Source organism: Cysteiniphilum litorale (assembly GCF_003428165.1).
GTDB lineage: Bacteria > Pseudomonadota > Gammaproteobacteria > Francisellales > Francisellaceae > Caedibacter > Caedibacter litoralis.
The window spans coordinates 1-14549 of sequence record NZ_QLIQ01000049.1 but is presented as its reverse complement, the minus strand read 5'-3'; the positions used below and the strand labels follow the sequence as shown (position 1 = coordinate 14549).

General features: G+C 37.9%; 13 protein-coding genes. 7 read left to right on the top strand and 6 right to left on the bottom strand.

Going from position 1 to position 14549, the window contains the following annotated elements; genetic code table 11:
* From DNJ75_RS13125 to DNJ75_RS13115, 3 genes are all read right to left on the bottom strand, one after another.
* On the bottom strand, nt 1–700 hold a 700-nt coding region (locus DNJ75_RS13125), incomplete at its 3' end, for a hypothetical protein (protein WP_157968341.1).
* Between the two features lie 81 nt (nt 701–781).
* Nucleotides 782–1207 (bottom strand): hypothetical protein, encoded by a 426-nt coding sequence (locus DNJ75_RS13120; protein WP_117003910.1) that lies wholly within the window; start codon nt 1205–1207, stop codon nt 782–784.
* 210 nt (nt 1208–1417) lie between these two features.
* Nucleotides 1418–2572 (bottom strand): lactonase family protein, encoded by a 1155-nt coding sequence (locus DNJ75_RS13115; protein WP_117003909.1) that lies wholly within the window; start codon nt 2570–2572, stop codon nt 1418–1420.
* A gap of 181 nt (nt 2573–2753) precedes the next feature.
* Here DNJ75_RS13115 and DNJ75_RS13110 point away from each other — a divergent pair, with 181 nt between their 5' ends.
* From DNJ75_RS13110 to DNJ75_RS13090, 5 genes are all read left to right on the top strand, one after another.
* The gene (locus DNJ75_RS13110) at nt 2754–3782 is read left to right on the top strand and encodes a hypothetical protein (RefSeq protein WP_117003908.1); all 1029 of its coding nucleotides are present in this window, start codon (nt 2754–2756) and stop codon (nt 3780–3782) included.
* Nucleotides 3783–3915: 133 nt separating this feature from the next.
* Entirely contained in the window at nt 3916–6195 is a 2280-nt protein-coding gene (locus DNJ75_RS13105; protein WP_117003907.1) for a glycosyl hydrolase family 18 protein, read from the top strand.
* Nucleotides 6196–6216: 21 nt separating this feature from the next.
* Nucleotides 6217–6849, top strand: a complete 633-nt coding sequence (locus DNJ75_RS13100; protein ID WP_117003906.1) for a hypothetical protein — start codon at nt 6217–6219, stop codon at nt 6847–6849.
* 199 nt (nt 6850–7048) lie between these two features.
* A complete protein-coding gene (locus DNJ75_RS13095; RefSeq protein WP_117003905.1) occupies nt 7049–7561 on the top strand; it encodes a hypothetical protein in 513 nt (170 codons plus the stop codon).
* Between the two features lie 27 nt (nt 7562–7588).
* Nucleotides 7589–8065 (top strand): hypothetical protein, encoded by a 477-nt coding sequence (locus DNJ75_RS13090; RefSeq protein ID WP_117003904.1) that lies wholly within the window; start codon nt 7589–7591, stop codon nt 8063–8065.
* On the opposite strand, the gene DNJ75_RS13085 is transcribed toward DNJ75_RS13090, so the two are convergent.
* From DNJ75_RS13085 to DNJ75_RS13075, 3 genes are read right to left on the bottom strand one after another with little or no spacing between them, the layout of a single operon-like run.
* A complete protein-coding gene (locus DNJ75_RS13085) occupies nt 8066–9010 on the bottom strand; it encodes a hypothetical protein (protein ID WP_117003903.1) in 945 nt (314 codons plus the stop codon).
* A gap of 9 nt (nt 9011–9019) precedes the next feature.
* Complete coding sequence (locus tag DNJ75_RS13080) at nt 9020–9700, bottom strand: response regulator transcription factor (RefSeq protein ID WP_117003902.1); 681 nt, start codon at nt 9698–9700, stop codon at nt 9020–9022.
* Between the two features lie 58 nt (nt 9701–9758).
* On the bottom strand, nt 9759–10751 hold the full coding sequence (locus DNJ75_RS13075) for a sensor histidine kinase (RefSeq protein WP_117003901.1): 993 nt from the start codon (nt 10749–10751) through the stop codon (nt 9759–9761).
* 237 nt (nt 10752–10988) lie between these two features.
* Between DNJ75_RS13075 and acnA the strand changes: the two genes are divergently transcribed.
* Nucleotides 10989–13679, top strand: a complete 2691-nt coding sequence (gene acnA, locus DNJ75_RS13070) for an aconitate hydratase AcnA (protein ID WP_117003900.1) — start codon at nt 10989–10991, stop codon at nt 13677–13679.
* A 388-nt stretch (nt 13680–14067) separates the two neighbouring features.
* The gene (locus tag DNJ75_RS13065; protein WP_117003899.1) at nt 14068–14427 is read left to right on the top strand and encodes a transposase; all 360 of its coding nucleotides are present in this window, start codon (nt 14068–14070) and stop codon (nt 14425–14427) included.
* Nucleotides 14428–14549 lie beyond the last annotated feature (122 nt).

Here is a 14549-nt window from a genome sequence, read left to right as displayed (position 1 = left end):
TAACTTCTCGCCACTGACCCTTAAATCGATTACGCTTCTTAGCTGTCTTTGGACCTCGCTTTTTACTTCGTATTCTAATGCGACCGCCATCTATCGATACAACGATTGTGTTGGTGTTGTTAAATCCTGATAAATACTTTTCAGCCGACTGACTTAGGCGTGCTAATTTACTGATATGTTTGCTGATCTTAACAATTGACGTCACTGACAAATGGATGTTGATTTTAGCCAGATGCTTTTTGACTTCATCATATGAGCTTAATGCGGCTGAAAGCATCGCAATATAGGTGCTTAAACCATTGGATATAGCATGATGAATACCCAGTAATTGCAAGCCTGGCTTACAGCCCGTGCCTTTGCCGTTATTTGTTCCTTTGAAAAGATAGTAAGGCATATAAATATCAAAACGGTTGCCATTGCGATACATCACATTAGTCGCTCTGTAGTCTTTGAAAATGTAGCGCTTGCCTGTGGCATCTAACTGTGCTTTTTCATCTTTTTTGAATGAGTCACTGAGAACTTTCTCTTGATGACTTAGTGCTGCGTATAAGTCGGAGAGTTTGCTTGATAGATCTTGTGCATGCTCAATACGATCTTTATCAAGCTTATTTTCCGTAACGGTGTTAAGTTTAGATAGCTCTACTATCGTATTTGATATCTCATTTTGAATCGTTTCTAGGTTTTGCTCAGCTAAATTCATCCGTAACTTGCTTATGTTTTAAAGGCAGTAGGGTATTTGTACATAAGTATCGCATTCAGTTCAAGTTAAACTACAGCTGATTTACCCACAAATCGCGAATGCGCCCGAAATACTATCAACATTCTTAGGCATTACTTTGAAATAATAATCAAATGCAAAATTATTAGGAGCAATACTAATATCATTATTACTATTAACTATAGTTCCAGATGTTGTAGGTGTAATATGAACTTCATCAGTGTGCTTTTTACCATCAACTCCTAGGTATTCAATAGTCGCTTCAAAATAAATTTGATTTGGCATGTATGGTCTTGGTGAAACCTCAGGAATCGAAAATAATACAATATGCTCATGAGGTTGCTGGTTGCTATTACTATTCTGAGTATGCATATTTTCAATAACAGGAACATAAGTGTTTGTGTAATTAAAAGATTGATTTGCTAAAGCATTATTTGCATATGCTAGTATTGAGGTTGTTATTAAGGAAGCAAGCGTTAATTTTTTCATACTTTTTGATGCCTATGTTTGGTTGGAACAGGCGTAGATTAATTTGAAATCAGTTATATTGTTGTGCATGTTCTGTAAATTATCTGTAAAACACAGTATTACGATACTAAAGAGCTCCCATCCAAAACTTCAGAGAAATTGAGAATAATGGCTCAAAACACTGTCTTTAGCAATACATGTCATGAAATGAGTTTGCTGACAAGTATAGACTTAAAAAGTAACTGTCACAGGCGAATTAACATCTACATGCTGGAGAAAGTCAAGCTCGCCACTATGATCAATCTTAAAAATACTAATGTTGTTTGATAGCTGATTAGCTGCAACAAGATATTCTCCAGTGTTATCAATCGCTAGATCTCTAGGGTAATTACCAAAAGCGTCATATTCATTTTGCAGCTTTAGCATTTCTTCGTTTTGTTTGAGCTTAAATTTAGCAATGCTATTGATCCCTCTATTGGAAACATATAAATAGTAATCATGTTTTGTGCTGTTTTTTGAAAGTACAAGTTCAGCGGGATAGTTTCTTTCTGATGAATTTTGTGGCGAGCTTAAGGTTGTTGGCTGAGAAGAAATATAGGTTAATTTTCCGGTGTTAATGTCAAACTTAAAAACACTAATACTCGAGTTTAACTCGTTCACAACATATAGGTATTTTTTGTTTGGACTCATAAGCGCATGTCTAGGTCCTGCGCCAGCAATCGTCTTAATCACACTTAATAGTACTAGCTCATGCGTTGATCCATCAAGGCGATAAACCGTTATCGTATCACCTCCTAAATCACAAATAAAAACATACTCGACCCCATGAATAACAGTGCTTTCAATGCCATGAACATGAGATCCAGATTGTCGTTCAGGATCAATGCTATGATCATGATAAGGAATAACTTGAAGTGGTTTAGCATCAAGTGTGCCATCATTATTAATCTGGAGTAGCGAGATCCCTGATTCTTCGCCTGCTGCGTTACCATAATTGGCAACAATCATCACAGGGTACAGTTTACTTTTTAAAGCATGCACTGGATTGGCAAGCTTACTGCTGGATAGTGTTATTTTACTCAATGTCTTATTTATATTGCTTTGGTAGGTGGTGATCTGACCAGACTCAAGTTCATTGGTACTGTATATCAGATCATGATCTTTTAACAGATACGTCGGATTTAAAGACTTATCATCACCATGTGTTGCAAGTGTTATAGGGCTTATTTGTCCGGCGTCTGAAATATTAAAGTGATAAATGCCATGACCAGGGGGTGTGCCCCATTCAGTATAGGTGCCAACATATACCTCATTGGATGAGATAAATTGGCAGCATAGTGTAAAAGCAAAAATTGTCTTTACGTGTTGTGTTAATAATTTTCTCATGATGTATCTTAAATATTGTATTTAGGTGGTGTAATTTTTCTCATATTTTGAGACTTTTTAAATCAATGTTTTTGCACAACTATGTGCATTTTTGTTTGTTTTTAAATCATTTGGTATTTGGTTAAATTTGAACCACCGAAAAGGTAGTAAATTTAATATAAAAACTAAGAGGAAATAAACAATGAAAAAACTACTTTCTACAATCATGATGACAGCGGCAGCAAGTGCTGCTTTAGCAAGTGTTCACAATGGTAGTGAGGTTTATCAACAAGTTAGTGATTACTCAAGCATTACGATGAAATCACCTGCAGTGACGGATCTTAAGCATTTAAGTGAGGATATTAAGCACTTAAGAATGATTTCAGCACTTGATGAGCTTAATTCGATTGTACAAAGCGCTCAAACTGGATTCTTACCTTATAAAGCAAGCTATAACAAGGTGAAATTTAGCATTGGGCATATCAATAACAGTATTCAAGGGCTAATTGCAGCTTTACAAACTCAAAACTTTGTTGAAGTACCTGTATTAACCCAAGCCATCGAGAGTGATTTTAATACGATTTGGAATGAGCGTAGCAACATGTGGCAAAATGGCAACTACATCAATGATATGAGTAACTACTTTATTGTTGAAGGGATTGCGGCGATCAACAAACAGCAAGATAAAGACGCAGCCATTAAAAGCTGGGCAATGTTAAACCAGTTAGCTTATAACTATCCACAGCAATTATTTATGATGATTAATAAAATAATTGATGGGACAAAAAGTATTGTCAATATAACGGATGATCAGTTAAATAGTGTTATTGGTTCTTTACAGGCGAATCCAAAATTTCAGCAATTAGCATTAGTGAGTGCAAAATCTCGTGATATTGCCAAGCAAGTATCACAGATCAATGAGCAAATCCAAAATGCTAAATTATTTAATAAGCATATTTTTAATGACAAAATGCGTGAGGTAATGGCGCAAGTTGATCAAACAGTACAATCGGCATCTGATCGTGTGCAAGTGATTGATTTTATGGTGTCAGGGGATGTAACAAACTATCAAATAGTGGTCGATAGTGCCGAACAGGGCAATGAAGTTGCAAAGCTTACAGTGTTAGCATCTGAAGCGCTTTCTGAGAAAACAGGACAATCAGCAACGCAAAGCTATCACGAGATTCTTTATGTCTTAGCAAGCTTAACCAAAACGGTTGTCAATCAATAAGCAAGTCAATTGATCGGTATGTTTTGCAACTATTTACTTATTTTTTACATTTGAAGACCGCTTTTTATTCATATCAATTCTTAGAATATCCCGTAGCAATTTCTATCCCTATAACAATCCAAAAGGAGTAATAATGAAACTTAGTAAAAAACTCATCGCATCGGCGATTTTAACTTCATTGTCAACGATCACTATGGCTAACTGTGTGCTGGACTCTTCCAGTTCTGGTTGGACAGGGAGTGTCACATTTCACTGTGATGAACCAACAGACTTATACAATAACCCAATCAGCTTTGATGTTGATCATGCTGTTAAGGTCAGCTCTATTTGGGGAATCGATGGTAAAACTCAATTGACGCAAGATGACAATACTGTGTCTGTGAGTGTGAAAAAATGGTGGCCAGATGAGCCATATACATTACCTGCAAACCAGTCGGTGACAATGCAATTTTCGCCATCAAGTAATGAGTTTAATATAAGCAACTTCCATGTTGGTCCTGTGACGCCAGTATCTCAGGCACATATTTCAGTTGAGTTGCCAGAAAAACCAGACTTTATCCAAGAAGGTCATCTAGCCGATGTTATTATTTATAAAGATGGCAATAAACTCACAGAGATTAATAATCAGCCATGGAATACTAAGCTTGATGTCAAAGTGCCATTAAATAGCGATCAAGATACAGCGAAAATAACTATTAGCGTACCATCTTTAGATGAAGCGATAGGATCATCTGATCCAGCAAGCTTTGTAGTTGGCAACGGGCAAACACAATCAGTTCAGATAAAGTATAAAAAGCTGCCTGTGGAAACTGGAACATTAAAAATCACATCAACTGTACAAGGATCAACGCCTGAAACACACCCACATTATGTCATTACAACCATGGATAATGTCGTTGTTAAGGAAGGGGATTTAAAGTGGAAGGCAAACTTCATTGATGGGCTTAGATCATCTGCAGAAGGTGTGCATTATAAACTTAATGTTGCTTCATTTATCGAAGGTGATTACGAATATAAGCCACAAGGCAAAGAGCAACTAACTCGCGATATTACGATCCAAACAGATAAAACGACACCTACTAAGATCACTTATCAGTTGGAGAAAATCTTACCAGAGAAAGTTAGTATTACAGTGTCGGGATTGCCAAAGGGTGCTAAAGCTGAGCTTAACTTGAAGGATGAAAAAGGTGCGTCAATTGCACCAATTACATTGGATCACAATGGCAGCTACCCTGTGCAAAATATTCCGCGAAATAACCTTAATTGGTATGCTGATGCATCTTCTTATTATGTGGGCAACGCACATTATTCGGCAAAAATCACACCAAGTAACTTTAAAGCTGATCAGGATCAACAAGCATTAGCGATTAAATATCACAAGGTAAGTGATCCAAAGTTTATCTCTGGGTATTGGGAGAACTGGAGACCTGCTATCAATCCTGGTCAGGGCGATGCAAAAAATAGTACTTATTATGATAATGATATTGCACCGATGACACATGTGTATTATTCATTTTTGACACTAGACCCAATACCGAATCCAGATGCTCCACATGCTCAAGGTTGGGATGGAAATGCCATTTATGAGGCGTATGTGCCAGATGACATTGTCAAAGTTATCACCTCAAAAGACTTAAGTTGGCGTGGCGATGTTATCAATGCCATTATTGATTCGGTTGAGCAAAATCATGCTAAGTTTATATGGGCAATTGGTGGTTGGTCAGACTTAACGCAAACGATATCTCCAGAGCAAGTAGATTTGCTAACAGATAAAATTGTCACCTTATTAAAAACAAAAGGAGATGGTGTTGATTTTGACTGGGAGCATTTAAGTGATGATTCTAGCTTGCGTGATCAACAAATAGAAGTATTAGCTAATACACTGCTTACCTTACGCCAAAAGCTAGATGCTGCTGGTATGCAAGATAAAGAAATTGGTTATACCACTCGCTTTAATGCATTCTGGGATAATGATTCTCGTCCTCAAAGATACACAGCATTTAATAGTGATGGTGAAGGATTAGCAATTCAAAAAGTACTAAACTCCAAAGGAAGTTCATTAGATAAAACCGTTAATTGGGTTAATATTATGATGTATGATGTGCCACCAACTGACCTTGACTCGCCAGCTACAGGTTTTTCACCTGAAGCATATGAAAATGTACTTAATGCATTTGCAAAATACATAACAAAAAGCAAGATTGTGATGGGATTTGAGCCAGGAGGGCAGGCAGCAGATGGTGTTTGGGAAGGTGAAAAGACTGATAAAGGTATAATAGAATCAATCCAGCAACAAGGTTATGGTGGTGTGATGTTTTGGGCAATTAATCAACCCGCAGAGATAACATCTGAAGTCACAGGTGCTAATGTTAATAAGCTTGCTAAGCATGCACAAGATGTATTCAAACAATAGTCACTAATATTAAGCGTTATGATGTTAAATTTAAAAAGATCAGTTACTGTTTTTATTGCTTTAGTACCATTACTTTTGCAAGCCCAAAGCCTTGCTGTTTTTCAATGTCCTACAGAGGCGCAAGTTGCAAGCTATCTTCAGGATGATAGAGCGCCACTGGCAAGTCATGCCCGAATTATTGCAAAAGATAGGTTCAAAAATATTGAGATACTTTGGGTTAAGCAATATGAATGTCAATGCAGTCGTATGTATCAACAGCAGCAGAGTCTGACGGGTTTAGTGCGCTTTAACTATGCTGAGCTTAGCTCTGGTTGGATGGGTGCGCGCATGTACAACAAACATTATCCAAAGCGCCCATCAGATAGCGGTTTATCCTGTCATTATCAAGCCTCAGGAGGTGATTTGGTGATGATTATTAATCAAATAGGGTTCCCACAAGAGAATTTTTATGACGATTTTAAGTCGTTAGATGATTTGTATTTCAGCTACTTTATGCCGGATTCAACTTATACTCAGCACTCTTTCTGGCAAAAAAATAGTTATCAACAGAAGTATTTATGTGACCGCCAAGGCTTTCAGCAGCAAGGATGTGTGTTGACGCTTAAAACAACCGAAAATCATGATGATTGGTTATTGCAGGTGTCGAGCATGTGAGTAAAGTGCGATGATTCACTGCCCAATTTACATTTTTCTTACGTTTTGACGACAGCAGCTTTACAAAGACTTTTTTACAATACATCTCATGACAGCACAGGCAGTCATATTAAAGCAAACGCTGATATTGTGAGTTCACAGCATAAAAAATAACTTTCATATTTAGAAAATCAATTGAAACAAAAAGAGGATAATCGATATGAAAATGATTAAAAAAACAACTTTAACAGTGTTGGCGTTAACAGTAATGGCAAGCGGTGCAATAGCTGCAGCGGGTGAAAATACCTCTCGTAATGTGCAAACAGTTGATTTTGGACATAATACAAAAGTTGAAATAACCGTCAATAGCGGGACACAAGCGGCACCTGCTGTTGCAATTGCAACGCGAGATGATACACCCTTTACACATCAGGTGCCTAATGTTTATTGGCCGGCATCTGAGCAAAATATCATTGATGGCAAAACGATGAACAATATTAAAAATGCTAGCATTAATACTTTCTTAAAGAGCAATGGCAATACAGTATCTTTTAGATTGCTTGCGGATGATGGTAGTGGTGAAGGTATGGTGCCAACTGTTGCAATGAATGGTTATCAGCAAGTCGTCGCCCCTGCTTTTGATCTAAGTTATGGTAAGACAAGAAAGTGCACGGTCAGTTATGTTTCCGCAGGGCATACATCATACTGGACGTCAAGCTGTACTCCTGTATAGCCAATCTAATGAGTTTAAGGGGATGACATGAAATTTACACTATTTCTAAGCACGACTATCATCAGTGTGACCTTATCTTTATTTAACCAAGCCATTGCTCTGCCAAGTAAAACATTGGTAGAAGTTAATATTAATAGCGGGACATGGGCAAGACCTGAAATTGCAATTGCTACAGAAAATGATAGTCAAAAAATATTTGTTCAACCTAATGTGTTATGGCATGCCAGTGAAAAAGGTGAAGTCACGGGGAATATGCAGAACAATATTCAAAATGCAACTATTAATCAATATCTACTGACGCAAGGTAATCAAGCCCGTTTTAGAATATTGGTGAATAGTGGTGCGCCAGCAGAATATATCCCAACGATGAGTTATGATCGTTATCAGTTAAAGCCAGATAATGCGTTTTTATTATCTAAGAACCAAAAGATAAAATGTGATGTCTCCTTCAAGCAGTATCGTCCTTATAGCAACGAAGGTTATTGGCATGCAGAGTGTGTTTAATCAGAAAAGTGCCAAAAGCACATTAGCAAGTAGTGTGTTATAGATAACAACAAGATAGAAAATAAAGCTCGCAAAGATAAGGATATCACGCTTGCCAATATGTTTAGACAAATCAATTGTCAGCATCAAGTAAGTCACAACGGATGCGATAAAGAAGTATTCATAGTAAGCACTGATTAGTAGTGTTATAAGCAGTGCTAAATGGGGCTTAATCGAAAGTTTGCGATAAACCACAAAATACATGATTACGCAGCCAATTAGATAATTTATGGCTTGTACCCATTCTAGTGGTGACAGGGTTGTGACGCACACTGAGAGCAATGTAATAATGACTAAGATCGCTGTATAGCTTAAAAAAATGATTGATGCCTTGCGATCGGCTAAAAGCAAATAAGCCATCACAGTGATTGGTCGAGGCTTCTTATGTTGCCACTTGCTAGAGAGTAAATTGGCAGTTAGGATAATCGCTAAGGCAGGAGCGGCTATATATAAGATAAAAATATGCATATCGATGTATAAAAATAAAAGATCACAGACAACGAAATAAATAACAAAAAATAGTGCGTAAGCTGTGCGCTGAAGTGTATTAATCATTGCAAGTGGCAAAGCAAAAACCAATCCGCCATTAAAAAGCATGGCAAGATATAAAACACTATGATGTGGGAAGTAATCATAAACAACAGCGTAAAATAGCATTGAAATAAGACCTGAAACAAGCATAATGTTTTGCATCATTTGGGTGTTTTGGCGCATAAAACCATAAGTGCTAGGCAGAAGAATGATCCAAGGTAGTGCAAATAAAATGCCTTCAGTACGATTAAAAAAATCATCCAGTTGTAAGGTGATCGCATATTTATCATCGATAAGGCTCAAGTTGATAAAATAAACGGCAATTAAAAGTAAGTAGATTAAGAAATAACGGTGAAATAGTCGTTTATCCTTCATCTTAATATCCTAATGATTTAGTGCAAAGCCGATGGAATGAACGGTTTCAATCATCTCTTTACCAAGAATTTTCCTTAGTTGTGAAATATGCACGTCGATACGTCGATCAAAACTATCAAAAGGTTCGTCATAACATTTTTTATGAATAAGTTTCTTTTCAACAACGCCATTGTGTTGCAAAAGCATTAATAGTATTTGCGTTTTGACCTTTTTAATATAAACCTTTTCGCCGTTTTTATGTTCGAGTAAATATTGCTCAGGATAAAAACACCAGTCTTCAAAATTATATGCGCTTGATGCTTCGGGTGCTTGATCTACCTTACGCATCTGATTGTAGCGACGAATATTTGCACTAATGCGCGCTTCAAGTTCCTCTAGTGAAAAAGGCTTTGTGACATAATCATCTGCACCAATGTTTAATGAATAAGACTTTTGCGTGGTGTCGCTAATCGCTGAAATCATAATAATTGGCATATCATAAACTTGACGTATTTTTTGGCAAAGTTGAATGCCATTGTCACTCCCCAAATTAATATCAAGTAACAGGCAATCAAAGGATGTTTCCTCAACGGCAGCTAATGCGTCAATGGCAGTTGATTTGATCAGGAGTTCATAATTCATCCGCTCAAGATAGCGCGCAATCATTTGCGCGAGCGAATCGTCGTCTTCAACAATTAAAATACGTTCCATCTGTGATTAATCCATATTATTGCGATGTCCTAAGTTATAGTGGAATTTGAGAGATATTTCAAATGGGTTTAAGCTCAAAATAAAAGCTTTTGCCATGATGAGTTTGTGTGAACTGCAGTTCACTTTGGTGCTCAGACAGTATTTTCGCTACTGAATAGAGTCCGATACCGTGACCATTTTTTGAGTGATGCCAAAAAAGCTGCTTCATTGCATTCAAATCTAAATTTTGCTGTATGACGCCATCATCTGCTATGGTGATGCGAACTTGTTGCTCAGTGATCTCAAGCGATAAGTGGATATTAGTATTAGCATACTCAATGGCATTGTTTAGCAGGTTATATAGCACGCGCTTTAGTTTAAAAGGCTTGATCATGACATAGATTTTTTGATCGATATTAAGTGCTAAGTTTAAAGTAATTTGTTTGTTATCTTGTATAAGCATGCGCTCATAATCGATAAACAATTGTTCGATAAAGCCTGTTATTTCAATCGGTTCTTTTTGCTCAGTGAGTAGTTGGTTTTCTTTAAGCTTTGCCAATGAGTGCCCTGTGATCACTTTTATCTCGTTGATATCTTCTTTGACAGCGTTATACGCAGCGTTGTAATCAAGCTCAAGTTTAAACGATAGCCGTGTGTAAGGTGTTCGTAAGTCATGCAGCATCGTTAGCATATCGCTTTTTTGACGCCTTAATACATCTTTAACCAATTGGTTTAACTTAAGGTGTTGTTTGAAAAAATAACCCTGTTTGAGCGTCGTTTCATAATCGCTATAGCCTAAAATCACCTTACGTGTTTCACGGATAAATCGTGTGATTTTGAAGTAAATATAGTAGGCAATCACAAAGATAAGAAATAAGCTTAAAATCGCCAAGGTAATACTTGCGTAGATATAATAGTACTCGGCAAGATCAAGTGCAGCTGTTCTGTCTTTTTGCTCTGCTAGATGCTGACTAAGGCGAAACAGCATGATAATGGTAATACATGATACGAGGTACTCAGGCTTTAGTACTTTCTTAAGTAGTTTATGGTGCTGTTTATTGGTTGTTTGCATGATGTTTGTCACCTAAATCAATCGTTATGATATCCGATATAGACTTAAATATAGCTGAATCTAAGTATTTATGAAGTAAGGCAATAAGGATGACATAAAATTACTCTGATTTATCAGGTGTTCATAGTCGTTGTATCAAGCTTGCATCACGCTGTACAAAAGCAGCTAATTGGGCTAATATGAGCGCCGAAATAAGCCTCAATAGACAGAAAAAACAGTAAAGAAGGAGCTATCCTCATGACGGATTTAAAACGTTCAACAAAGGTTTTGATTGACGCCAAAGGTCAACAATATACTGCCTATAGCTTGCAAAAATTAGCAGCTGAAACCGGCAAAGATATTACGCGTTTGCCGTATTCTATTCGTGTATTGGTTGAGAACCAATTGCGCAATATTGATGACTACAAAGTTAAAGTGTCTGATGTTGAAAACGTGCTTAATTGGGATGCTAAAGCTCAGGTGCGCCCTGAGATTCCACATATGCCAGCACGTGTGGTAATGCAAGATTTTACTGGTGTGCCTGCGGTTGTTGATTTGGCTGCTATGCGCCAAGCGATTAAAGATGCCGGAGGCAATCCACAAAAAATTAATCCATTGGTTGATACAGCAATGGTTATTGATCACTCGGTACAAGTAGATTATTACGGCACAAAAGATGCGCTTGAGAAAAACGTTGCCAAAGAATTTGAGCGCAATGGTGAGCGTTACTCATTGTTAAAATGGGGTCAAAAAGCATTTGATGATTTCGTTGTTGTGCCACCGGGCATGGGGATTATCCACCAAGTGAACTTGGAGTATTTAGCAAAAGGCATTTTGGTTAAAGATCAAAATGGCGAGAAAGTTGCCTATCCTGATACTCTTGTCGGTACTGATTCACACACAACCATGATTAATGGCGTTGGTGTAATGGGTTGGGGTGTTGGCGGTATTGAAGCTGAAGCGGTGATGCTTGGTCAGCCATACTATATGGTACTACCTGATGTTATCGGTGTGAAGCTAACAGGTAAATTACGCGAAGGTGTCACGGCAACCGATTTGGTATTAACAATCACTGAGCTGCTTCGTAAGCATGGTGTGGTTGGTAAGTTTGTTGAATACTTTGGTGAGGGTTTAAAGCACTTGTCCCTTCCAGATCGTGCAACTATTGCCAACATGGCGCCAGAGTATGGTGCGACAATGGGCTTTTTCCCAGTGGATGATGTAACTTTAGCCTTCTTTAAAAACAGTAACCGTGGTGAATATGCTGAATTAGCAAAGAAAGTCTACGAAGAGCAATATTTATTCCGCCACAATCCAGCAGAAGAGCCAGAATATACGGCAGTAATTGAGCTTGATATGTCAACGGTAGATTCGACATTAGCAGGTCCTAAGCGTCCACAAGATCGCGTTTCAATGCGTGATTTGAAAGCTGACTTCAAAAAATGTTTAACACATGAAACCGGTTTGCATGGCTTTGGTTTGACAGAAGAGCAAACCAAAACGGCAGTTAAAATTGAAGGCATGGACTGTGAATTAAAGCATGGTGATGTCGCAATTGCTGCAATTACGTCATGTACAAATACATCTAACCCATCTGTTTTATTAGGTGCGGGCTTATTAGCGAAAAAGGCTGTTGAAAAAGGTTTAACGGTTAAGCCTTATGTTAAAACATCCCTAGCGCCTGGTTCACAAGTTGTTACCCAATACCTTGAAAAATCAGGCTTATTAAAGTATTTAGAGCAATTGAAATTTGATGTTGTGGGTTATGGTTGTACCACCTGTATTGGTAACTCAGGTCCTTTAGATCAACCGATTGTCGATGCGATCAACAAAGGTGATTTAGTCGTTGCATCGGTTGGCTCAGGAAACCGCAACTTTGAAGGGCGTATTAACCCTGATGTTAAAGCAAATTACTTAGCATCTCCTATCCATGTGGTGGCGTATGCGATTGCCGGAACGGTTGATTTTGATCCAGAGCATGACCCGATTGGTAAAGATCAGCATGGGCATGATGTTTATCTAAAAGATATTTGGCCAAGCACACATGATATCGCAGAATTGCAATCGCGTGTAATCAACAATGAAATGTTCGAGAAGTCTTACGCAACGGTTTTAGATGGCACAAAAGACTGGCAGAAACTATCAGCGCCTACGGGTGAGTTGTACAAGTTTGATGAGAAATCAACGTATATTCAGTGCCCGAACTTCTTTGAGAACTTTGCTGATTCAGGTAAGGGTTCGCTAGATATCGTTGGTGCGCGCACATTATTGATGCTGGGTGACTCAGTAACAACAGATCATATCTCTCCTGCGGGCTCTATTCCAGAGGAATATCCGGCAGGACAATATTTGAAAGCGCATGGCGTTGAGAAAAAAGACTTTAACTCGTATGGTTCACGTCGTGGTAACCATGAAGTGATGATGCGTGGTACGTTTGCTAATATTCGTATTCGCAATTTATTAGCGCCTGGCACAGAAGGCGGGGTTACCAAATACCATCCAGATGGTTCAATTGAATATGTGTTTGATGCGGCGATGAAATATAAAGCATCAAATACACCATTAGTTGTATTGGCAGGTAAAGAATATGGTACAGGTTCATCACGTGATTGGGCAGCTAAAGGGACTTTCCTATTAGGTGTTAAAGCTGTGATTGCTGAGAGTTATGAGCGTATCCACCGTTCAAACTTGGTTGGTATGGGTGTGTTACCTTTACAGTATGTTAATGGTCAAACGGCTAAAACGCTTGGCTTAGATGGTACAGAAACATTCAATATCAAAGGCTTGGATAATGTAAAGCCGCGTGCGAATGTTATCGTTGAAGCTGTGCACACCAATGGTCACAAAACAATCTTTGAAGCATTGGCGCGTCTAGATGCTGATGTCGATGTTGATTATTTGAAAAATGGTGGCATTTTGCAGACCGTTTTGAAAAATATGATGTCATAATTTATATATAAAAAGGGCGATTCATGTAGGGGCAATTCATGAATTGCCCCTACATATCGATATGAAAGTCGATTGTGTGTTATCGCAAACATTTAATATAAAATCCGTAGGGGCGATTCACGAATCGCCCAACACGAATTGCCGATACGAATTCTCCTCTCACATATGTAAGTTACCTGCATGTGTTATTGTAATCCTTCAACACAATGACCGTAGGGGTAATTCACGAATTACCCAACACGAATTATCCGATATGAATTACTCCTGTATGAATTTCATCTACAAAAATCATTGAGCCTGTAATTATCATTTGCATGAATTATTTGGGATGTGAGCTACAATTATCTTAATGTTACATCTCATTTAAATATCTAAGTTGAAAACAGCTATGAGCAGCAGAAAGCAAAATCGCCATTCAATTCGTCTAAGTGAGTATGATTATTCTCAAGCAGGGATGTATTTTGTAACGATTTGCACGCAAGATAAAGCATGTTTGTTTGGGCATGTTATCAATGGTGAAATGGTGTTGAATGAAATGGGTAACATTGTCCAAGACGAATGGTTAAGGATTGAAGCTATATGGTCAAATGTAAAGTGTGGAGCATTTGTTGTTATGCCAAATCATTTCCATGGGGTTGTGGCTATTACCAAAACCGTAGGGGTAATTCATGAATTACCCCCACAGATGACCGTAAAGCAACGACGTAATATGCTATTGCCTAAAATCATCGGACGATTCAAAATATAATACCCCAAGAAATTTAAACAGTATCTTTTGAAATTCATTTCCGATATATTGTTGAAAGTAAAATGAATAGAGGGCGTATTTGTGAGCACAAAAAGAGCAAGTTACTCGTCAGAGTTTAAAGT

Coding starts and splice junctions, on each gene's coding strand:
- DNJ75_RS13120 (WP_117003910.1), bottom strand. CDS start 1,207: ATGAAAAAATTAACGCTTGCTTCCTTAATAACAACCTCAATACTAGCA.
- DNJ75_RS13115 (WP_117003909.1), bottom strand. CDS start 2,572: ATGAGAAAATTATTAACACAACACGTAAAGACAATTTTTGCTTTTACA.
- DNJ75_RS13110 (WP_117003908.1), top strand. CDS start 2,754: ATGAAAAAACTACTTTCTACAATCATGATGACAGCGGCAGCAAGTGCT.
- DNJ75_RS13105 (WP_117003907.1), top strand. CDS start 3,916: ATGAAACTTAGTAAAAAACTCATCGCATCGGCGATTTTAACTTCATTG.
- DNJ75_RS13100 (WP_117003906.1), top strand. CDS start 6,217: ATGTTAAATTTAAAAAGATCAGTTACTGTTTTTATTGCTTTAGTACCA.
- DNJ75_RS13095 (WP_117003905.1), top strand. CDS start 7,049: ATGAAAATGATTAAAAAAACAACTTTAACAGTGTTGGCGTTAACAGTA.
- DNJ75_RS13090 (WP_117003904.1), top strand. CDS start 7,589: ATGAAATTTACACTATTTCTAAGCACGACTATCATCAGTGTGACCTTA.
- DNJ75_RS13085 (WP_117003903.1), bottom strand. CDS start 9,010: ATGAAGGATAAACGACTATTTCACCGTTATTTCTTAATCTACTTACTT.
- DNJ75_RS13080 (WP_117003902.1), bottom strand. CDS start 9,700: ATGGAACGTATTTTAATTGTTGAAGACGACGATTCGCTCGCGCAAATG.
- DNJ75_RS13075 (WP_117003901.1), bottom strand. CDS start 10,751: ATGCAAACAACCAATAAACAGCACCATAAACTACTTAAGAAAGTACTA.
- acnA (WP_117003900.1), top strand. CDS start 10,989: ATGACGGATTTAAAACGTTCAACAAAGGTTTTGATTGACGCCAAAGGT.
- DNJ75_RS13065 (WP_117003899.1), top strand. CDS start 14,068: ATGAGCAGCAGAAAGCAAAATCGCCATTCAATTCGTCTAAGTGAGTAT.